This is a genomic window from Nostoc sp. DedSLP04, assembly GCF_034530775.1.
Lineage (GTDB): Bacteria > Cyanobacteriota > Cyanobacteriia > Cyanobacteriales > Nostocaceae > Nostoc.
Map to the genome: position 1 here is coordinate 1 of NZ_JAVRCL010000106.1, position 16,517 is coordinate 16,517.

Consider the following 16,517-nt stretch of genomic DNA (forward strand, 5'->3'; position numbering starts at 1 on the left):
TTTTAAACTAAACCGTTTAGTTTGCACATGATGACAGCTTCGCCAGCTCTACCCCGTTCTCTGGGAAAGGGAACGCTGGGGGCATCCAAATCAGTATTGTTGATAAGCAGCCTCTCACCATCAGCAAAGGTAACAATCTGTTGCCAACGATTTGGTGCGTCTGCCTCAATGGTTCCCTCTTCTCCATACCTTGGGTGTGACTGTTGTGAAACTGTGACTTTGGCTTTTTGAGGAACCACTGGTTCTTCAATTTTGGGAACCATTGGTTCCTGAACAATATGTTTTTTGCGTGGAAGTTGAGGAACCACTTTTTGGGCAGCAGCAGCAAAGTCTGATTCACCAGGGGACAGGTTATCTTTCAGAGCGATCGCTACAGCTTGTTTTAGTTTCTCTGGTTCCTTAACTAACCGTAGTAGTGGACGGGCTTGACGCTCATTTTTGATGTGTCCGCCCAACTCGCCAACTGCGTCTATGACCTTTTTGGCTCCTAGCAGTTGGTTGATTCGTCTGTATCCACCCCAGGCGTATAATTCACGCTGGCAGTATTCTTCAAAGTTTTTATAGCCAGCTTGCAGGTAAAGCTGCTGTTCGCGCATCTGGAGGATTTCATCTACCGCTTGCCACTCGAACCTGTTGATGGCGGTGAAGGTTTCCTGGATGCTGGTGTTGAGGTTGCTGTAATCGAGTGCTGAGGTTTTTTCTTTTTCTAGTGTCAGCATATCTCTTGCCCACTATGGTAAATGCTTGAAAATTGGGGTGTTGCAGTTTAACCAAAGTGAACCAGGTAGCTGTCAGATGGATTTTCCAAAAATGTGGCAGCATTATAGTTAGCTCACTTTGTGGTAAACGGATTGAGCAGGCGATCGCATTGCTGTGACGGGCGGCGATCGCTTTTGCTATGCAGCCGTTAAACAGGCTTGATTTTCAGCATCAATTGCTGAAGACTTTCGGCCTTGACTTAGTGCGCTACTCTTACTGCTGTTAGGGTTTTCAGAAGAGGCAGAAGTATCTGAATCTTGGGTGTAATCAATTAAATCGAACGGCGTAATCTGCCTATCTAAATCGTGCGCTAGACGATTTAGTGCGTTACAGAGATTATTTAGGGAATGACCATCCAAGCGTGGCATTGTTTTGGCTTTCCGTAAATTTGATACTGAATTAGCACTGAGATTTAACTCATTGGCAAGATCACCCGCCTTGATGTCATATCTTGCCATTACCTCTTTTAGTTTCCACTTAATCAAAGTCTGATTCACAAAAATCAACACCTTAAATGTACTCCGCTACCTAACACTAGTACAAATGTTAGCATTCAGACTTTGAAATATACAAAAATAATCAATATATTTACAAATTAAACTTATAAAAATACAGGTTTACCTCTTGACATTAGGCTGTATTCCAAGTTAGACTTGTAATTAACAAGGAGGAAAAAGTGTTATGCCTCTTCAATAAATAAAGAAGCACTAAAAACTACAGAACTTTGACAGCACAATCCAAAGTCACCGCTTGATGAGTAACCGAGGCACTGGTGCAACCAGAGAAGGCGATGGGTACACAGATGGGAAATGGATTTGCACTAAATAAGAAATTACCAGCAGGATGACAGTTGAAGCGTTTGAAGTCGTACACGTCGCCTGATACGCTGTATCTCCTGTTTTGGTATCACTCAAGTGCTACTGGCTTTAAATCAGTGAATAGTTTTCAGTTATCAGACTAACTCTCTCTGAGATTTGACTCTAACTGTTACCTACCACTTTTTAGAAGTGGGGGACTCTGACGAATCGGATAAAAATCAATATGAACTGATAACTGATAACTGTTGATGGCTACGCCAAATCTTTTTGAGAGCGTTGTGCTAAACCACAACGTTGTTTGCACACATGACAAAGGCGATCGCTCGGTCTGGACAACTTCTGCGATCGCCTTTTCCCCTATCACGGAGATCAATATTATGACTTACGAAACACATACACAGCAAGCAATTCCTAGTTTTTCTGTTGATGAGCAAGCACTAGCCCAAGCAGAACTATACAGCCACCTCGAATCCCAAGCCGAAGCTGTAGCCCCAACCCAAGACCCCCTGACATCTCGTGACCGTCGCATCATTGGCGAGATTATCAAAGTCCAACCCGAATCCGTCCGTACTATCTGGATCGAAGGCGGAATCACAGTATGGGTGCAGTTTTTCGATGGCGGACGGCTACCCTTTGACAGAAACTGGTTTGCTAAAAGAGTTGCAGAAGTTAAGGCAACGTTACCAGAAACACCTCTGGAACGCAACGAGCGATTAAGCGATGAATTAGAAACAGCTTGCACTGCTTTTGGTCTGTACCACGGTGAGATTGACTGGCTATCGTTCAGCACCAAACTCTACCGAGACGGGCATTTGGTCGGCTTCGTCGGGTGCAATCAAGAAGGCTGGTACGTAAGACCAAGACAGTACGGGGTGAATCGGGTTGCTGGCAGTGCAAAAGATGTGATTGCGTTGCTGAGAGTCCGAACGGCAGTAGCGGCGTAAGTTGCTGAAGGAGAAAGGCGATTGCAGTCATAGAGTTATGCAACGCCGCCACTTAAACGAAATTTACAACAATTCAAATCATGGCATAGGCAAAATATGATTAGCCCATTTTCTCTTCAAGAAGACCAGTTGGATAATCCTCTACAGAAAATTCTCCTCCCTCCAACAGACTTTAATGCAGAGGTGCTTGAAATCCTCCACTACAAATTGGTTTACGTTGACGGAGCTTGCCCTAGAAATCATCGAGTGTACAAAGCTGATTCGATGATTGGGGTGATATTTCAGCACATTACCCACTGGTCTAACGGAGTCGATTCTCTTCGATATGCCGAGCCAGTTGATGCAGCAGTCGGGTTGGATAAATTTTTGAAGGTGGCGAGAATATCAGCAACGCCTACGGAACAACCACCCACGGAAGAAGAATTACTTGATAAAGAATTCGATGCACTGACGAGTGACGAGTGGGAGCGGTTAAAGAAATACGTGCCACAAGCGAAAGATTTGGTTGCAGCGTAAGGAAACGGGTGGGCAGGACAAACCCACCTGTGTGGCAAGGAGCAAACTCAAATTTTATCGAAATAGAACACCACAACTCATCGGATAAACCAATGGAACCGATAGAAATTCTACAAGAATTCAACTCGTGCTACCTGAAGATTCAGGCAATTGCTCAAGATAAAAACTGGCTCTTGTTGATTGCTGATAAAAGGATTGACCCAGAGGCAGCAACTCACTTGGGCGATGTACTGCACTATTTGGCTGAGGCGATGGGGTGTGTCGAAGAAATCGTTGAAGTCAAAACAGTTCAAAATTCACGCATTATCAATTCAAAATTGCTGAACTGCTGACTTATTAGTTAAAAGCAATTCCTGCACTGTCATAAATAGCTAAGTCGAACACTATCCAGTATCAACGCAATTTTTAGCAACAACAACGCAATTATGGAAACAATCATTATCAACAACAGCGTTTTTCTCATTCCACCCAGCCAACCAAAATTACAAGCGAATTGCGCTAAAGAGTACGGGCAATTCCTTCTCGATTGTCCTCCAAAGCTGACGATTCTAGAAGCACAAGCAGGAGGATATCTCAAAGGTAATAAGGCTGATTTTGCAATCGCAATCTCTCGTCCTGACCGTGCATTGACCATCAACGAGAACTTTACCAACGAGCCATTTACCGAACTTTGGGTGATTCCTGTTGCTGGCGGACTCAAAGACCAGTTTAAAGGGCCAGCCTCCATGCTGCTTTCTTTCCTAATCCACCGCCGCAGTAAAGACAATTTTGCTGGATTGTACAACCACTTCGCCCATCGCGCTTTTCAGCAGTGGTGTGAAGAGGGAATGCCGGGAGATCCCAAAGAGTTTTGTTATCAGGCGATCGCATCTGTCCTCAAAAACTACATTTTCTGTGCGGAGTTCCAAAAGGTAGAAGGAGCGCTAGGAACGTACTGGTTCATCCAATGGTCGTACCGTAACCCACAATCTGACTTTGAGAAAGATGCCCTCGTTGCAGCAGAGATGATTCGCTCTGGTGCGGAATCTGGCGCAATATTGCATTGGGTAACGAATGAAACTTACGAGCGTTGGGCTAGTAATGCTGTCACTGCACCAATACTACCACCTGTCTCTGAAGCAGAAGCTAGGGCATCATTGCAAGCGCAGAATCAGACAGCAATGCCACAAGGTAAAAAGCGGTAATTAAACACGAAAAAGGCGATTCACCTTTGAAACCAATTCACTAAATTTCTTAATTGCGAATTGCGAATTGCGAATTGGTATGAGTCGCCACTAAATAAATTAGCAGCAAAAACAAGTCAATGAAAATCGGTACTGTCTCAGTTAGTTATTCAAGAAAATTCAATTTAGGGAACTACGAATCAATCGAATTAGGTTGTTCTTTATGGGCGCAAGTCGAAGACGAAGAAGATGCAGACGGTGTAGTTCAATTCCTTTACCATCAAGCAAAAACAGCAGTCAAAGAGGCTGCAATGCCAGTAATTAAAGCGAACGAATTCCAGATTACCAAAGCCAAATCTCAACGGAAAGTAGCAACTGATGAAGGTATTGGAGAAATAGATAATTTTTGAGCAAATCAAACATGAAACAACTAACAGGTTTTATTCCCATTGCCGCATTACCAGAATCTACTACGGCTTCTGCTAAAAAACACCTGCTGGAAACAATTGAATGGCTTCACAAAGAAGGTGCTGCTACTGAAACAAACCTCAAACTCTTGACTGCAATTGTCGAATCAATTCTTTGCTCAGAAGAATCATACAGCAGATTTTTACAGTGTGGGTTTGATGCTGCAATTGAGTTATTTGATATCACTTCTCAAAACTGGGAGTTTGAAGAATCAACGTCATCACCTCACAACCCCAGAAATTGGGATGAATACAAGCAGCTACAACAAACACGGGCATTGTTGTCAACAACCCGGACTGTGACTGAGTAAGGTAAAAAATGGGACTTAAAATACAGCCCTTGTTGAGCCGATTCAGTATAGAGATAGTAGCAAAATTACTCTTGGTTCTCGGATTCTCCCTGGTGTAATTGTTGCACTACTTCTATTGATAAGCCAGTAGACCGAGCTATAACATCAACGCTGATGCCCTCAGCTAATAAATTGATAGCAATTTTACGAGCTTTTTTATCGCTCCCTTCTTCCCGTCCTTCAGCCTTGATTGACTGATAAATAACTGATTCACGCATGGTATACCTTTGGGAAACCGACTTTAACAACCAGTCTATTGCTTGTTTGAGCTACTCAACGTCTTTGATGAGCAAGCTTTGTACTTGTTCGATTGTTAACTCAGTAACTTTTACTACCATTTCAATAGGCATCTTCTCTTTAAGAAGGTTAACTGCAACTTGGCGAACTCCTTCCTCAATTCCTTCAGTTCTTATTGACTGATAAATAACTGACTCGCGCATTATGTCCTTCCTAAATAAACGTCTAATCACTTCTTGTTCTAATACTAACCCAGCCAGAATTGCAGAGGCAGCAGCAATATTACTTTGTTTCCGCCTGTCAGCAATTTTGTCAACAGCCGCAGATGACTGTTGTAATGTAGCAACTTTGTTCTCAGTAGCACTCAAAACCGCAAACGGCAGTAATCCTGGTGCTGCCAAAAAGACCTCTGGCGGTTGCTCCCACAAACGAATCACTGAAAATTCATGTTGTAAACTTCCAGCAATAAAAGTAGTTTGATACACCTTCTCCGATTCAGTTTTATCTAAGTAAATTACGACTTGGTGCATTCGCTTCTTGGGAAACCGGCGATACACCCTTAAACGATAATCAGCCATTCTAAACGGCATATCGTCATCAGGTTTGGTCTGAAATTTAATATGGAGAACAACTTCGTCTGATTGCAACAATATTAAGGCATCAGCACGAATCGGTTCTAAAGACAATTCTGTAGGACTTAATTTGGTTAAAGTAATCGGTTCTCCTAATAGCCAAGTGGCAAAATCGGGAGAATACATCTCAGCGATAAATTTGCAAGTGTTATCAAACATGAAGAAATTTTACCATCATCTTAGTTAATTACAGTAATTAAATTTTAGTTAGCAACACAATAAGAAGGTACTAAGCAGATGAATCTTTGGTCAAGAATGGATTTAATGACATTAACAAATGAACGCTTTTTAAGAGAATATTACGATTTTATTTCTGATGACGATGGCGGATGGACGATTAAGTTTTTGTATCTGATTAAGGTGAATGTTGCTCTTTGGTTTGGATGGGAGTCGGAGCCGGAATATGACGACTGGCATTGGGGACTAGGGTATTTTGAAGAGGAATACCGACAAGACTGGAATGCACCAAGAGGAGCTTGTGATTGGCAAGAAATTTGTACTCCAGTCAGCTTTCTAAAATGGCAATATGGTATCGGACAAAACTCGAATTACTAATCAATAATCGGCTATTCAGCCAAGGATTAAAAATGGCTAACCTTCCACCAATTAATTCAGTTGTCAAAGTCATTAAAGCACTGACAGAAAAAGACCCAAGGTTAGGGCAAACAGGTACAGTAATTCAGTATTCAGGACACGGCATGGTTTGCGTTCATTTCCCAGATATGCCAACAGGTCAAGGAATTTTTTTCAATCCACATCATTTACAAATCATAGAGTCATAGTCGAGATTATGCCGAGAAAATCCACTTACCCCATCCCTACTGATCAGTCCTCACTGTGCCTACAGTACCTCCGGCGCTGTGGAGGTAGCGCACGATTGTGCAGTATCAACTTCAGTCTGGGGGTGATTCAAACATTGGTCAATCAAAAGTTGGTAAAGATTAAGAATACTGGCGCGGGATTTTTTGTTGAATTGGAGGATGCCAAATGAAAACACAGAAAGCGACTTATCAATCATCCTTGCCTTAAAACACTCGTAATAAATTAGTTCTTCGTCGGACTCGAAAAAGATTCAATCCCAGGATTTTTCTTGATTACACCATAGAAACAACTGCAATTGTATCCCTACTTTTCACTGGATTTGCAGGAGTAGGGGCGATGGGCTGCTGGGGAATGGAGATTATCGAGACTAATAATCCCAACATAATGATCTCTGGTTGGCAGCAACATAAAAAGATCTGCTTGGGGATGATGTTAGTTAGTTTTTCAGGCTTTTTGGGTAGTGCTTTGATTGGAGCGAGTTTCAGTATTCAACGGGATAAATTTTAGGGAGGGAAACAAGAATGGAAATCAAATTAACCACAGCAGAGATTCGGATTATTTTACAAGGATGTCAATATACGTTGCGGCTTGTGGGGAGTAGTAAGGATTATCGCAGGCTTCAATCGTCAGAGCATTTTTCTACATCAAACGATGTGGTTTTAAATGATGCGTTTAATATTTTGGGAGAAATAGTAGACGCAATTGAGCAGGTTGAACAAGCCACTCAACAGTAAACAGGAAAAATCTCAATTCTCAATTTAGAGGAGTAAGAAAATGACGTTAACCCTAGACAATCGCTCTCAAAACAAAGAATCGTCCTTAACTCAAGCATTGCGGCAGATACAACAGCTAAACTCCAAGATTGCTGTGCTAGAGCAGCAGCATCAAGATTATGTGCATCAGCAACAGAATTTGATTGGTGCGATCGCTGAAATCTGTGTTTCTCCGATACAAGAAGTACAGGCGCTGCGGATTCTGATTTATCGGGGAGAAGCAGCTTGTCGGCAGTATCTGCGTTCGGTGCTAGTCAAACAGAGAAAGAATTCATAGAGGTCAAGCACTCATTGATTCGGTTCTGTACGTGATATTTCCAAAACTCGACGTAACCAATATGAAGTTTCAAGAGAAGCAGATTGCTTTTGTTCGGCATCCGACCAAATGTTCTCCCAATCAAACAGCCAATTAGTCAGCAAACGAACTAAGTCAACTAACTCGCAGGCTCGGTCAATGTCGTCTGCTTTTACCATGTCGGGTACAGTCCACTCAATAAAGTACCGACTTTCTTTTACCAAAGGCAGCATCAAATCCCTTGATGAGTCTCCAACCCACATAGACTGAATTTGCGATAGATGATTTGCCAAGTGATGCAACCGAGTAGTCACATCATCTTGTGTAAAATTTTTCTGCTCTGGTGTCATTTGGATCATAAGTTTCCCAGGAACTCGATAAGAAGTTGAGCAACCCTTTCTCTAATATTAGGGTCTAAAATCTCCATTGACCGATTTTGCCGGGGACGAAGATTAACCATTGATTCAAAAATTATTTTCCCAGTCAAAGGCATAAAACTGGCAGCCCAAATATCTTGTTGTCTACTACCGTCTTTCAATAGCTCTTTTTCGCAATCAGCGTGCAGATCGCCACCACCAACCAGCACCCGACGCTCGATATCGACTGCGGTTTTGATGTAGAACTTGTGTTTAGTAAGCATTTGTTCTATTTGTTGAGCAGTGGCGCGATTACGTAATAGGAAAATCATTCAAATCATAACCTCTATCAGGGAAAGGCATTCTAATTATGGAACGGAATCAAGCACAAGTAATTGCTGTAAGTCTCGCTGGCATATTAACGGCTATATCTGTGGGATATTTAGGAGTGCAATTTTTTGGCAAGAATGCAATGTACATGATTGCTACAGGAATGTTAGGGCTGGGTACTGGGGGAGCTATCGGTCAGATTTTGGTGGAGAAAAGGCAGCAACGAGTAGTACAAACACAGTCAAAATAAAAATAGGAGAAATTGCATGGAAACTTCAAAAGTTGTCACTATCCCGAATCATTGGACATCACCAAAATACTCGTTAGGGCAAAGAACTAAGCAGGGAGTGATTGTTGGGATTCAGTATTATCCACCCAATAATCTACTGACTGGCTTATGTAACGAATCTTGGCGTTATGCTGTCCTAGATAAAAACGATTTTTCCGAAGTGTCACATCTTGAAGAGCAGAAGATTCAGCCACTTACACCACTGGAATTACGTGTCGAACTTCAAACTGAAATTGAAGCGTATCAAATCGAAATTGTAATTCTCAAGCAACAGTTGGAGACAATATCCAATGCTTAAGTCGATGTCCACATACTGAGAAGTGCCTCTAATCATAGATGACTTGAGCAGTGTAGAGCCAACTTTTCACCAGAAATGGAAAAGTCCGAGTTAGAAGAATAATGCTCAACTTTTTACAAAAGACGGCGATTTATCCCATACATTGAAGGAATGGGATAAATCGCCATTTACCGTCTTGGTCAATAGTATCGAGTGTATGAAAGTCGTGAGAAATTTGCGTAATGACTAATAACTCATGGCACTGCTTCAAATCATGGTATAAGTTACCAAGCGACTGGTTCACCAAGATGGAAAAACCCACCACTGGGCCCATCATTTGGCAATATCGCTAATTCAACACCAGTTTTCGCACCTGATGTGATGTCCATCATCGCACCTTCACCACCTAATTCCGTTTTTACCCAACCCGGATGAGCGCTATTAATTTTCACCGGAGTATTGCGTAACTCATGAGCTAAATGAATGGTAAATGAGTTCACTGCTGCCTTAGAAGCATTGTAAGCAAATGGTTTGGAATCATAAATGAATGAATTGGGGTCAGCATGAAGTGTTAATGAGGCTTCAATACTCGACATATTTACAATTCGACCGCTAGGGCTATTCAATATTAAGGGCAATGCTCGTTGAGTTAATTCTACTAAGCCAAAAAAGTTTGTGTTAAATGTCTGTCGAATAATGTCTACAGAAATAGAACTAGCATTACTGGTTAACCAATCACCATCTAAAAACACACCCGCGTTATTGATCAAGACATCAAGTTGACCAAAAGAGTTAGTAATTTGTTGAACAGCAGATTCAATTTGAGTACTATCAGTGACATCCAGGGCAATTGGGTGAGCTATTATTCCTTCGTTCTCCAAGTTATTCACTGCTGTTTTAGCTGCATCTAAACTACGAGCTGCTATCAGAATTGTCAATCCATGTTGTCCGAGTTGGCGACTCATTTCCAGCCCCAGACCTTTATTTGCACCAGTAATCAAAGCTACTTTGTTCTTTAGTTCGTCCTGCGCCATGATTAAGCACTCCCGTGTGGTGATGAATTTAGATCACATTTCAGAACAAGATGTTTAAGCTGAGTTTAAATACTGAGTTAATCCTCTCACAAAGTTTAAACGTTGAGAACCTAGAAGAAAGGCTAGGTTAAACAGCACACACTTGTTGGCAAAACAAAAAAATAATTCAAATAGAATTATTGCGATGAGCTTGACTATGCTGAAATCTTTTCATTAACAGCTTGATGTATAATTTCTTTCTTTAACGAATCTGCTGCAACTGCTGCAATGGTTTCCCAATCTTCTTGTTTTAACAACACCCCAAGCAGTTCACGCAGTATCTCTCGATTAGAAATGAATTCTTCACCATAAAGCTGATCATTTTCCAGAGTAGCAAGTATGTATTTTCTTACCTCTGGTGTCGGCAGTTTAAACTTTTCAAGTATTCTTTCTCTTGCAGTTTTTACAGCAATTTTTGTAGCTGTACCTAAATTCCAATTATTCAGTAGCAACCGCACTTCTTTATTTAGATAAATACGCAACGTTGTGATGCGTCCCAAAAGTTCTAAATTGCTCATTAAGGAGCCAAATTCTGACCCCCAATCTAATCCAGCCCCAATGTTGCCACCAACTTTATCCTCAGCTTCAACAGCTTTTCTTAAGTATTCTTCATCAAATAATAAACCTATTGGATTTACTGCATTTTCTTGATTAAAGACGCTTTTACTGTAATTAGGTTCTTCCTGACTCATTAACTTCACCTCGCTACCTATTCAGAAGAACGACGAACTCCATACTCAAAGTTCTCCACAGGTGTACATGGCATCTGGCGCACCAACGGCTGCTGTTAAAATTCTCAACCGCTTGAGTGCTGTCCAGTGTCACCAGGTTCACAGATTAACCATGCCACTGGCTTTCCTGTGTTTCAATAACTTATACAAAAGATTACACTTTTTCATCTGGGCAATGGGATTATGAAAAAAAATGCCAAGGAAATATAATTTTTTCGATTAGTTTATGCCCAAAGAAATATTCCCTTCATCATTTGAATGTGATTGTGGCTATCAACTTCATTTTTTCGAGAACACAATTAAGGAAATGAAGTTGATGAGTAAACAGAAAAAAATTCTCCTTTCTGATGGAGCAGACCCAAAACACACTGTTGTATTTGAGCATGGGTTGATGGTCGATATCGAGTGCCCTAAACAAAAGAAAAAGAAAAACTTGCAAAGTAAAAAATAGAAAGTTTAGGAAAGAAAATTCAGCATCAGTCATGAAAAGCTTGTAAGGGATAGGGTGTAGAAAATCCCAGACTTAAAAGCAGGCGTTCTGTGAGCATCAGAGGCTGTCGATCGCACTTTATAAAAAAGCCCCAAAAACGGGGCTTTTTTTCATCCCTTTTTTTTCGTCAAGTGGGCCGCTTTTCGCGTGACACCCATTCTGTATGGCTTTGAGTACTGTCTCTGCACGCTTATGTCACAGAGCAACTGTGCCGCTTTTTGTGACATTAACGGAAACACAAGGGTTCTGGGCGTTGCTAACATCGTGCCGCTTTTTGTGACATCTATACACAGCAGGGGTTTTGAATGTCACGGCATACCTGCCGGAATTCTGTACCGCTTTGCGACAGAGCAGTGCAAAAAAAAGAGCGGCTAGAAATTAGAATTCAGGAGTCAGGAGTCAGGAAGCAAGAAAGGTATTCTGACCAAAAAAGCGGTGCTTTTTAGAGTTTGGTAGAGAGTGTCCTAATTCCTGGTTCTGAATTCTGACTTCATTTTCAAGAAGCAGCATTTCCTAATTCCAGCCATTTAATTAGTTCTTGTGGGGGAATAATTCTTGATACAGAGAAGGGAATACTATGTTTTTCAGCCCAACGATACACAGTTCGCAAGGTAATTTTACGCTTTGTTCTGTCGTAGATAAAATTCGGAAGTTCTCGCCCAGATAGCGGGAAATCTGGTTCTTCTAAGTCGATACCGAATTGGGCAAACCTCTGTTGATCCTTTTTGAGTAACAATGAAACGTCTGACAAAGAATACTTTTTGAAGAGATTTTGACTTTTGAGATATGCAAGCCCTAACAAATAGCAGCATTCTTTCAATCTCACTTGTCGGGCGTACTGCTGTACACCACATATCCTTAACCATTTTCGCCAAGCTCTAATACTAATACTTTTACCTAAGACGTGTTCGCAAGCTGTTTTTACCCAAGCAAGACTATACATATCTTGATACATATTGCCGATTATTTAACCTCCAATATTCTAATGCCCAGGTTTTCCCTGGGCGCTCCGTCTTTATTAGTCTTCTACAGCCTCAGACTCATTCACCGCCTTGGAACGAAGACGTTTGTTAATCATTCTCTTGTTACTGCGCTCGACATAAATGCCAAAACCGTTTTCCCAAAATACACGGTGCAGTTCTGATAATTTCCAACCCTCAAAGTCGGCCAGTTCCTCCGCTTCTTCAAATAGTGCTGTTGGCACGTAAAGTTCAATCCTGGTCATTCCCTGTGCTTTTGTTCTAGGCATTGTTGCATCCATATTTAATCACCCAGATTATCAAATGAGATTGGTTATGGGACAAGAACCCTACAAATAAATATTTTTAGGTTCTTATGTGATATGAAGCCAATATAGACTATATTAGTGGTGTAGTACCATATAAGAAACAAAATAATATGGAAAAAATCAAACAAATACTCACTTTGCAAGGGATTGAGTTTGATGAGGAGGAGATTTTATCTGTTGCCCAAGCTATTGGCATGGATGTTGATAATTTGAATGATGCCGAAGCTCAAGAAGTGGCAATTCAAGTTGTACAAGCCAAGAAATCAACTGCCCTGACCACTGCTAATGGCAAGTCCAAAAATGGCAATGGTAAACTCGGTAAAAATTCCCCCCGCCGTAAATCCACTCCTCCATTGCAAGGAGCGATCGCTCATGCATCTCAGGTTTCAAACCAAGAAATTCAATCGTTAGAAGATGTCCTTAACGTCGGGATTGACGCTTACACAACTGATAAAGCTGACCAGTTGTTATCGACAATTCGCAATGCTCCCAAGGATGTGGTGAGTAAGTTTGTCTCTAAAGCGATGGAGGAAGAAGCTGATGTAGATTCCTTTCGTGCAATCGGTGACGAACTCGTTGCGGGTATTTTCGGCGCTCACTTCACAGATGCGACCGAATAAATGGATCTTGGTAGCAGCGGTACTGAATCTGCTGCTATTGACCCTCGTCTTAGGCGTGGCAATATATGGAGCAACAAGACCAAACCCATCGCAAAGCATTAAATATTCACCTGAAGAAGGACGGGGAGTTGAATCTGTCGGGGCTGACACTAGAAAACCTCTCTCCAGAAGAATTCCTAGTCGTCCAGCAACTTATTGATGAGTCGAGAGTGCGATCGCATTCCAATAGACAGATTGAGGAATTGATGCAACGAGGGATGATGGCTCAAACTGCGATCGCAGCAATAACCATTCTGATGTTTTCATTCATGGGGATATATGGCATAACCCGGTACATCGGGTCACAAGTTCAACAAGTGCAAGAGAGTTATACACAGGAGTCAGGAGTCAGGAGTCAGAATTCAGGAGAACTGAATAGGTAGAATTTAATGTTTTATAGCCTATTCATTCAGTACTACAATTCTTTATTCTGGCTCCTGACTTCTGGCTTCTGAATTCTTTAAGGAGAAAAGAATGTTAGGAAAATGGCTTCCTGGTTTATTTGGCGGTAAAGGTAATGGAGTAGTATCAACTGATTTAAGAGTTGGGGATGCTACCCAAGTTGAAGGAAATCTCCCTTCATCAATCAGCGAACGCTACACATTGCCAGCTTACACTACAGCACAACAGGTTCTTGATGAGGCAGAAGTGGCTGGCAATTTGAAAGCACAGAAGTGGCTACATACAAAGTTCTCCCGGCACAAGCTCAAACAGTTGCAATCTTTGGCAGAGATGTATAAAAACCAATTGGCATATTCGAGTGAAGCCATGAAGGTTGAGGAGGATTTGCAACGAACCAGGGGATTACATGGGGAGGCAGTGATCCGTCATGCCTTTGGTTCACAGGAACAACAACGTCAGTTGGGGGGATACGAGAAAGCATTTGATGAAGTGGGAGATTCATTCAGATTTTAGGTTATGCAAAGTATTAAGCTCTCTCATGTAGGATATGCAGTGTCTGGGGTTGGCTTTTCTATGTTTATGGGTTATTTATCCGTTGCCAGCCCCGTTAGTCGATACATTCTTTGGTTTATTGGCATAATCTCCATCTGCTGCATAGTTCTGGGGTTATTCAACTTTGGCGGTTTAGTTATTAAAGGTTTTGGTTTCAACCGCAAGACTTTCACCATTGGGTTAATGCCTGGGGTGATATTCCTGTTTGTTTTTCTGACTTTAGTTTGTGCTGGTGTTGCGTTGGGGGTGCGATAGCAATGACATTTGAACTGGAACGACTAACTGCCAGTAGTGCCATTCATGCAGAACGGACTATTTTATGTTCTTTAGGAGCGAGTGCAGTGTTATGTCTGTCTGCTCCTTTTTTCTTAAATACAGATCGAATAACAACCGGAATCTTACTTGGCGCTGGGACGATCAGTGCTGGGTTGTTTGGGGTATCCGCTCAAATCAGCGAAAGTAAGGAAAAAGTTTACCAGTCTTTGCTAGAAGCTGACCTCAAAGCACTTAAACAGCATTTACAAGGTGAGGCTGTTTATGATTATGTTACGACTGCGATCGCAGCCAAACGCCGAGTTGCTGATTACGTAAATCGGCTACCAATGCAAGAGCGCCCCCGGTGGATAGCAGAATATCAGTTGCAAGGGTTGGTTACACTTCCAGAACCACTAGCACAACAATCACCTTCACCGACTGGTATTCCCAATCCCGATATTGCTGACATTGATGAAAACTCGGTGCAGTCCGTGATTAATCCGGGTGCGATGAAAGTTCTCCAAGCTTTAGCAGCTAATTATCCTGAGTACATCAGAATTGATGGTGCTTGGATTGATGAACTATGTGATGCTGCATCTAATCAAAATATGACTCTTCGCAGCAATCACCATTTTTACCTATCTGGTGGCACACAATCTGGGAAGTCTACGCTGGCTGGGGTGATTATCAACAAAATTGCTGCAAAATCTCAAACACCAGCAATTGTGATTGGCAGCGATCCAAAAGATGATGTCACCAGATGGCTGTGCAAGTTTAGCCGTAAGTTTGACGGCATGAAAGAATTAAGAAATTGGGTCATCTTTGCCACAGACCAAATTGATAAACAGAAAGCAAGAGTATCAATTGTTGGTGGTGAATGTCAGGGCGTTCCCGAATTATTTCTTGCTCAAGATGAGGTGGACTCTGTATTTGGTGGTGGCAAGGGACTTCCAGGAATGGTTGATGCTGATACTGCCAAAGATTTGCAGGGTTTTTGGAACTATATCATCAAATTCACTGCTGGGTTAAAGGGTCATGGTTTATTTATGGGCCAGTCCCCACTCTCTGGGGAAACCGGATTTAGTCGCCCGTCCTTGAAAAATGTTTGCTTTATTGCGATGGGGCAGACATCGAGTTATATCCTTGATCATCCCCAAGATTTTCTGAATGTCAAAAAAGAAATTCTTGAAATCTTGCGACAGGCTTGCGAACTATTAGACAAAGCCGGAGTTCGATATGCCCTGGTGATTCCCACTCGGTCTAATCCCTTTGTTGCCCTAATCCCGGAATTTGATATCAAAGGTCTGGAACAAAAACAGGATTCCAAACCGAATGCTGACACTGTTAATAGTTCTAAAAATAATCAGCAATCCTCACAGCAGCAGGTTGACTGGTATCAAGAAATTAGAAAATGGGCAACAGAATTAGGAAGAAGACCGCATTTTCAGGAAATTAAACAGAAGTGGCACGAATTAACAGGGCAAGAGTTAAACGAAAAGGGGGTAACTCTATTACTAGAAAATCTCGGCTACCCAGAGAATTAAACTGGAACGCTCGATATGGTAATCCAAAACAGTACAAGAAACAAGTAGCAATCGTTCACCGAAAAACTCACAATTATTGTGTAGTCTGTCTGACTAAGAAAAGTGAAGAGATCCATCACGCTTACTACGCCAACGACATCATTGGTCAATCTACATTTCCTACGTGCTACCGTTGTCATCAAGAGATTTGTCATAGTCCAATCAACTGGATAAAAAGCCGTAGTAATCCTGTTTGGGGTAATCGCAATGCTGACGAATTTATTATCAGATTACGGCTGGGCTATCAGCTAATTTATGGAGGAATTAAGCATCTTGAATTGTTGAACGGTATCGTTAATTTTCCTAAAAATGAAGTTTTTATTTAATTGGAGAAGAATTCTCATGTATAACGACGAATACGACAATTTAAGTTTTGAAGAACAATTACTCCTGACTGAATCCGGGAGCATCTCACTTTTGCAAAAATATCAGGTAGTAAGCTGACCATTGAGATAG

The 16,517-nt window shown here is 41.7% G+C and carries 31 protein-coding genes; 19 read left to right on the forward strand and 12 right to left on the reverse strand.

Annotated features, from left to right (window positions below):
• Positions 1 to 2: 2 nt before the first annotated feature.
• From RMX89_RS33300 to RMX89_RS33315, 4 genes are all read right to left on the reverse strand, one after another.
• Positions 3 to 719: a hypothetical protein gene (locus RMX89_RS33300; protein WP_322691970.1), complete on the reverse strand. Its 717-nt coding sequence runs from the start codon at positions 717 to 719 to the stop codon at positions 3 to 5.
• Positions 720 to 896: 177 nt separating this feature from the next.
• Positions 897 to 1,256: a helix-turn-helix domain-containing protein gene (locus RMX89_RS33305; protein ID WP_223278596.1), complete on the reverse strand. Its 360-nt coding sequence runs from the start codon at positions 1,254 to 1,256 to the stop codon at positions 897 to 899.
• A 217-nt stretch (positions 1,257 to 1,473) separates the two neighbouring features.
• Positions 1,474 to 1,632 (reverse strand): hypothetical protein, encoded by a 159-nt coding sequence (locus RMX89_RS33310; protein WP_322691971.1) that lies wholly within the window; start codon positions 1,630 to 1,632, stop codon positions 1,474 to 1,476.
• Positions 1,633 to 1,746: 114 nt separating this feature from the next.
• Positions 1,747 to 1,941, reverse strand: coding sequence for a hypothetical protein (locus RMX89_RS33315; protein ID WP_322691972.1), 195 nt, complete (start codon positions 1,939 to 1,941; stop codon positions 1,747 to 1,749).
• A gap of 13 nt (positions 1,942 to 1,954) precedes the next feature.
• On the opposite strand from RMX89_RS33315, the gene RMX89_RS33320 reads away from it, so the two are divergent.
• The 6 genes from RMX89_RS33320 to RMX89_RS33345 all read left to right on the forward strand — a co-directional run bounded on the left by RMX89_RS33320 (position 1,955) and on the right by RMX89_RS33345 (position 4,978).
• A complete protein-coding gene (locus tag RMX89_RS33320; RefSeq protein WP_322691973.1) occupies positions 1,955 to 2,521 on the forward strand; it encodes a hypothetical protein in 567 nt (188 codons plus the stop codon).
• 96 nt (positions 2,522 to 2,617) lie between these two features.
• Complete coding sequence (locus tag RMX89_RS33325) at positions 2,618 to 3,037, forward strand: hypothetical protein (RefSeq protein ID WP_322691974.1); 420 nt, start codon at positions 2,618 to 2,620, stop codon at positions 3,035 to 3,037.
• Between the two features lie 8 nt (positions 3,038 to 3,045).
• Positions 3,046 to 3,369: a hypothetical protein gene (locus RMX89_RS33330; protein WP_322691975.1), complete on the forward strand. Its 324-nt coding sequence runs from the start codon at positions 3,046 to 3,048 to the stop codon at positions 3,367 to 3,369.
• Positions 3,370 to 3,462: 93 nt separating this feature from the next.
• Positions 3,463 to 4,221, forward strand: a complete 759-nt coding sequence (locus RMX89_RS33335; RefSeq protein WP_322691976.1) for a hypothetical protein — start codon at positions 3,463 to 3,465, stop codon at positions 4,219 to 4,221.
• 119 nt (positions 4,222 to 4,340) lie between these two features.
• A complete protein-coding gene (locus RMX89_RS33340) occupies positions 4,341 to 4,610 on the forward strand; it encodes a hypothetical protein (RefSeq protein WP_322691977.1) in 270 nt (89 codons plus the stop codon).
• Between the two features lie 11 nt (positions 4,611 to 4,621).
• Complete coding sequence (locus RMX89_RS33345; protein WP_322691978.1) at positions 4,622 to 4,978, forward strand: hypothetical protein; 357 nt, start codon at positions 4,622 to 4,624, stop codon at positions 4,976 to 4,978.
• 65 nt (positions 4,979 to 5,043) lie between these two features.
• Here RMX89_RS33345 and RMX89_RS33350 read toward each other — a convergent pair whose 3' ends face one another.
• Both RMX89_RS33350 and RMX89_RS33355 read right to left on the reverse strand, forming a co-directional pair.
• The gene (locus tag RMX89_RS33350) at positions 5,044 to 5,235 is read right to left on the reverse strand and encodes a hypothetical protein (RefSeq protein ID WP_322691979.1); all 192 of its coding nucleotides are present in this window, start codon (positions 5,233 to 5,235) and stop codon (positions 5,044 to 5,046) included.
• Positions 5,236 to 5,286: 51 nt separating this feature from the next.
• Complete coding sequence (locus tag RMX89_RS33355) at positions 5,287 to 6,045, reverse strand: Rpn family recombination-promoting nuclease/putative transposase (RefSeq protein WP_322691980.1); 759 nt, start codon at positions 6,043 to 6,045, stop codon at positions 5,287 to 5,289.
• Between the two features lie 105 nt (positions 6,046 to 6,150).
• Here RMX89_RS33355 and RMX89_RS33360 point away from each other — a divergent pair, with 105 nt between their 5' ends.
• From RMX89_RS33360 to RMX89_RS33375, 4 genes are all read left to right on the forward strand, one after another.
• On the forward strand, positions 6,151 to 6,441 hold the full coding sequence (locus RMX89_RS33360) for a hypothetical protein (protein WP_322691981.1): 291 nt from the start codon (positions 6,151 to 6,153) through the stop codon (positions 6,439 to 6,441).
• A 32-nt stretch (positions 6,442 to 6,473) separates the two neighbouring features.
• Positions 6,474 to 6,668 carry a hypothetical protein gene (locus RMX89_RS33365; RefSeq protein ID WP_322691982.1) on the forward strand — a complete coding sequence of 65 codons (195 nt, stop codon included), beginning with the start codon at positions 6,474 to 6,476 and terminating at the stop codon, positions 6,666 to 6,668.
• Between the two features lie 561 nt (positions 6,669 to 7,229).
• Complete coding sequence (locus tag RMX89_RS33370; protein ID WP_322691983.1) at positions 7,230 to 7,442, forward strand: hypothetical protein; 213 nt, start codon at positions 7,230 to 7,232, stop codon at positions 7,440 to 7,442.
• Between the two features lie 40 nt (positions 7,443 to 7,482).
• A complete protein-coding gene (locus RMX89_RS33375; RefSeq protein WP_322691984.1) occupies positions 7,483 to 7,758 on the forward strand; it encodes a hypothetical protein in 276 nt (91 codons plus the stop codon).
• An 11-nt stretch (positions 7,759 to 7,769) separates the two neighbouring features.
• Here RMX89_RS33375 and RMX89_RS33380 read toward each other — a convergent pair whose 3' ends face one another.
• The gene (locus RMX89_RS33380) at positions 7,770 to 8,126 is read right to left on the reverse strand and encodes a hypothetical protein (RefSeq protein WP_322691985.1); all 357 of its coding nucleotides are present in this window, start codon (positions 8,124 to 8,126) and stop codon (positions 7,770 to 7,772) included.
• Positions 8,127 to 8,131: 5 nt separating this feature from the next.
• Positions 8,132 to 8,464: a DUF5674 family protein gene (locus RMX89_RS33385; RefSeq protein ID WP_322691986.1), complete on the reverse strand. Its 333-nt coding sequence runs from the start codon at positions 8,462 to 8,464 to the stop codon at positions 8,132 to 8,134.
• Between the two features lie 38 nt (positions 8,465 to 8,502).
• Between RMX89_RS33385 and RMX89_RS33390 the strand changes: the two genes are divergently transcribed.
• The gene (locus RMX89_RS33390; RefSeq protein ID WP_163939317.1) at positions 8,503 to 8,712 is read left to right on the forward strand and encodes a hypothetical protein; all 210 of its coding nucleotides are present in this window, start codon (positions 8,503 to 8,505) and stop codon (positions 8,710 to 8,712) included.
• A gap of 16 nt (positions 8,713 to 8,728) precedes the next feature.
• Entirely contained in the window at positions 8,729 to 9,049 is a 321-nt protein-coding gene (locus RMX89_RS33395) for a hypothetical protein (RefSeq protein ID WP_322691987.1), read from the forward strand.
• Positions 9,050 to 9,312: 263 nt separating this feature from the next.
• Here the strand turns inward: RMX89_RS33395 and RMX89_RS33400 are convergent, their stop codons facing one another.
• Together RMX89_RS33400 and RMX89_RS33405 are read right to left on the reverse strand one after the other, a co-directional pair.
• Positions 9,313 to 10,062 carry an SDR family oxidoreductase gene (locus RMX89_RS33400; protein ID WP_322691988.1) on the reverse strand — a complete coding sequence of 250 codons (750 nt, stop codon included), beginning with the start codon at positions 10,060 to 10,062 and terminating at the stop codon, positions 9,313 to 9,315.
• A 194-nt stretch (positions 10,063 to 10,256) separates the two neighbouring features.
• Positions 10,257 to 10,793, reverse strand: coding sequence for a hypothetical protein (locus RMX89_RS33405; RefSeq protein ID WP_322691989.1), 537 nt, complete (start codon positions 10,791 to 10,793; stop codon positions 10,257 to 10,259).
• A gap of 265 nt (positions 10,794 to 11,058) precedes the next feature.
• On the opposite strand from RMX89_RS33405, the gene RMX89_RS33410 reads away from it, so the two are divergent.
• Positions 11,059 to 11,283 (forward strand): hypothetical protein, encoded by a 225-nt coding sequence (locus RMX89_RS33410; RefSeq protein WP_163938885.1) that lies wholly within the window; start codon positions 11,059 to 11,061, stop codon positions 11,281 to 11,283.
• 535 nt (positions 11,284 to 11,818) lie between these two features.
• On the opposite strand, the gene RMX89_RS33415 is transcribed toward RMX89_RS33410, so the two are convergent.
• The gene (locus RMX89_RS33415) at positions 11,819 to 12,265 is read right to left on the reverse strand and encodes a DNA-binding protein (protein WP_322691990.1); all 447 of its coding nucleotides are present in this window, start codon (positions 12,263 to 12,265) and stop codon (positions 11,819 to 11,821) included.
• A 75-nt stretch (positions 12,266 to 12,340) separates the two neighbouring features.
• Positions 12,341 to 12,571, reverse strand: coding sequence for a hypothetical protein (locus RMX89_RS33420; protein WP_322691991.1), 231 nt, complete (start codon positions 12,569 to 12,571; stop codon positions 12,341 to 12,343).
• A 149-nt stretch (positions 12,572 to 12,720) separates the two neighbouring features.
• On the opposite strand from RMX89_RS33420, the gene RMX89_RS33425 reads away from it, so the two are divergent.
• The 6 genes from RMX89_RS33425 to RMX89_RS33450 all read left to right on the forward strand — a co-directional run bounded on the left by RMX89_RS33425 (position 12,721) and on the right by RMX89_RS33450 (position 16,387).
• On the forward strand, positions 12,721 to 13,230 hold the full coding sequence (locus RMX89_RS33425) for a hypothetical protein (RefSeq protein WP_322691992.1): 510 nt from the start codon (positions 12,721 to 12,723) through the stop codon (positions 13,228 to 13,230).
• Between the two features lie 65 nt (positions 13,231 to 13,295).
• The gene (locus tag RMX89_RS33430; RefSeq protein ID WP_322691993.1) at positions 13,296 to 13,652 is read left to right on the forward strand and encodes a hypothetical protein; all 357 of its coding nucleotides are present in this window, start codon (positions 13,296 to 13,298) and stop codon (positions 13,650 to 13,652) included.
• A gap of 91 nt (positions 13,653 to 13,743) precedes the next feature.
• The gene (locus RMX89_RS33435; RefSeq protein ID WP_322691994.1) at positions 13,744 to 14,184 is read left to right on the forward strand and encodes a hypothetical protein; all 441 of its coding nucleotides are present in this window, start codon (positions 13,744 to 13,746) and stop codon (positions 14,182 to 14,184) included.
• 3 nt (positions 14,185 to 14,187) lie between these two features.
• A complete protein-coding gene (locus RMX89_RS33440; RefSeq protein WP_322691995.1) occupies positions 14,188 to 14,478 on the forward strand; it encodes a hypothetical protein in 291 nt (96 codons plus the stop codon).
• 2 nt (positions 14,479 to 14,480) lie between these two features.
• Entirely contained in the window at positions 14,481 to 16,022 is a 1,542-nt protein-coding gene (locus tag RMX89_RS33445; protein ID WP_322691996.1) for a hypothetical protein, read from the forward strand.
• A complete protein-coding gene (locus tag RMX89_RS33450; RefSeq protein ID WP_322691997.1) occupies positions 15,941 to 16,387 on the forward strand; it encodes a hypothetical protein in 447 nt (148 codons plus the stop codon). Before RMX89_RS33445 ends, RMX89_RS33450 begins: the two co-directional genes overlap by 82 nt.
• Positions 16,388 to 16,517: the final 130 nt, after the last annotated feature.

Bases quoted from the DNA above. Each gene is read 5' to 3' on its own strand.
- RMX89_RS33300 (WP_322691970.1), bottom strand. From the start codon at position 719: ATGCTGACACTAGAAAAAGAAAAAACCTCAGCACTCGATTACAGCAAC.
- RMX89_RS33320 (WP_322691973.1), top strand. From the start codon at position 1,955: ATGACTTACGAAACACATACACAGCAAGCAATTCCTAGTTTTTCTGTT.
- RMX89_RS33325 (WP_322691974.1), top strand. From the start codon at position 2,618: ATGATTAGCCCATTTTCTCTTCAAGAAGACCAGTTGGATAATCCTCTA.
- RMX89_RS33335 (WP_322691976.1), top strand. From the start codon at position 3,463: ATGGAAACAATCATTATCAACAACAGCGTTTTTCTCATTCCACCCAGC.
- RMX89_RS33340 (WP_322691977.1), top strand. From the start codon at position 4,341: ATGAAAATCGGTACTGTCTCAGTTAGTTATTCAAGAAAATTCAATTTA.
- RMX89_RS33345 (WP_322691978.1), top strand. From the start codon at position 4,622: ATGAAACAACTAACAGGTTTTATTCCCATTGCCGCATTACCAGAATCT.
- RMX89_RS33350 (WP_322691979.1), bottom strand. From the start codon at position 5,235: ATGCGTGAATCAGTTATTTATCAGTCAATCAAGGCTGAAGGACGGGAA.
- RMX89_RS33355 (WP_322691980.1), bottom strand. From the start codon at position 6,045: ATGTTTGATAACACTTGCAAATTTATCGCTGAGATGTATTCTCCCGAT.
- RMX89_RS33360 (WP_322691981.1), top strand. From the start codon at position 6,151: ATGACATTAACAAATGAACGCTTTTTAAGAGAATATTACGATTTTATT.
- RMX89_RS33365 (WP_322691982.1), top strand. From the start codon at position 6,474: ATGGCTAACCTTCCACCAATTAATTCAGTTGTCAAAGTCATTAAAGCA.
- RMX89_RS33370 (WP_322691983.1), top strand. From the start codon at position 7,230: ATGGAAATCAAATTAACCACAGCAGAGATTCGGATTATTTTACAAGGA.
- RMX89_RS33375 (WP_322691984.1), top strand. From the start codon at position 7,483: ATGACGTTAACCCTAGACAATCGCTCTCAAAACAAAGAATCGTCCTTA.
- RMX89_RS33380 (WP_322691985.1), bottom strand. From the start codon at position 8,126: ATGACACCAGAGCAGAAAAATTTTACACAAGATGATGTGACTACTCGG.
- RMX89_RS33385 (WP_322691986.1), bottom strand. From the start codon at position 8,464: ATGATTTTCCTATTACGTAATCGCGCCACTGCTCAACAAATAGAACAA.
- RMX89_RS33390 (WP_163939317.1), top strand. From the start codon at position 8,503: ATGGAACGGAATCAAGCACAAGTAATTGCTGTAAGTCTCGCTGGCATA.
- RMX89_RS33395 (WP_322691987.1), top strand. From the start codon at position 8,729: ATGGAAACTTCAAAAGTTGTCACTATCCCGAATCATTGGACATCACCA.
- RMX89_RS33400 (WP_322691988.1), bottom strand. From the start codon at position 10,062: ATGGCGCAGGACGAACTAAAGAACAAAGTAGCTTTGATTACTGGTGCA.
- RMX89_RS33405 (WP_322691989.1), bottom strand. From the start codon at position 10,793: ATGAGTCAGGAAGAACCTAATTACAGTAAAAGCGTCTTTAATCAAGAA.
- RMX89_RS33410 (WP_163938885.1), top strand. From the start codon at position 11,059: ATGCCCAAAGAAATATTCCCTTCATCATTTGAATGTGATTGTGGCTAT.
- RMX89_RS33415 (WP_322691990.1), bottom strand. From the start codon at position 12,265: ATGTATAGTCTTGCTTGGGTAAAAACAGCTTGCGAACACGTCTTAGGT.
- RMX89_RS33420 (WP_322691991.1), bottom strand. From the start codon at position 12,571: ATGCCTAGAACAAAAGCACAGGGAATGACCAGGATTGAACTTTACGTG.
- RMX89_RS33425 (WP_322691992.1), top strand. From the start codon at position 12,721: ATGGAAAAAATCAAACAAATACTCACTTTGCAAGGGATTGAGTTTGAT.
- RMX89_RS33430 (WP_322691993.1), top strand. From the start codon at position 13,296: ATGGAGCAACAAGACCAAACCCATCGCAAAGCATTAAATATTCACCTG.
- RMX89_RS33435 (WP_322691994.1), top strand. From the start codon at position 13,744: ATGTTAGGAAAATGGCTTCCTGGTTTATTTGGCGGTAAAGGTAATGGA.
- RMX89_RS33440 (WP_322691995.1), top strand. From the start codon at position 14,188: ATGCAAAGTATTAAGCTCTCTCATGTAGGATATGCAGTGTCTGGGGTT.
- RMX89_RS33445 (WP_322691996.1), top strand. From the start codon at position 14,481: ATGACATTTGAACTGGAACGACTAACTGCCAGTAGTGCCATTCATGCA.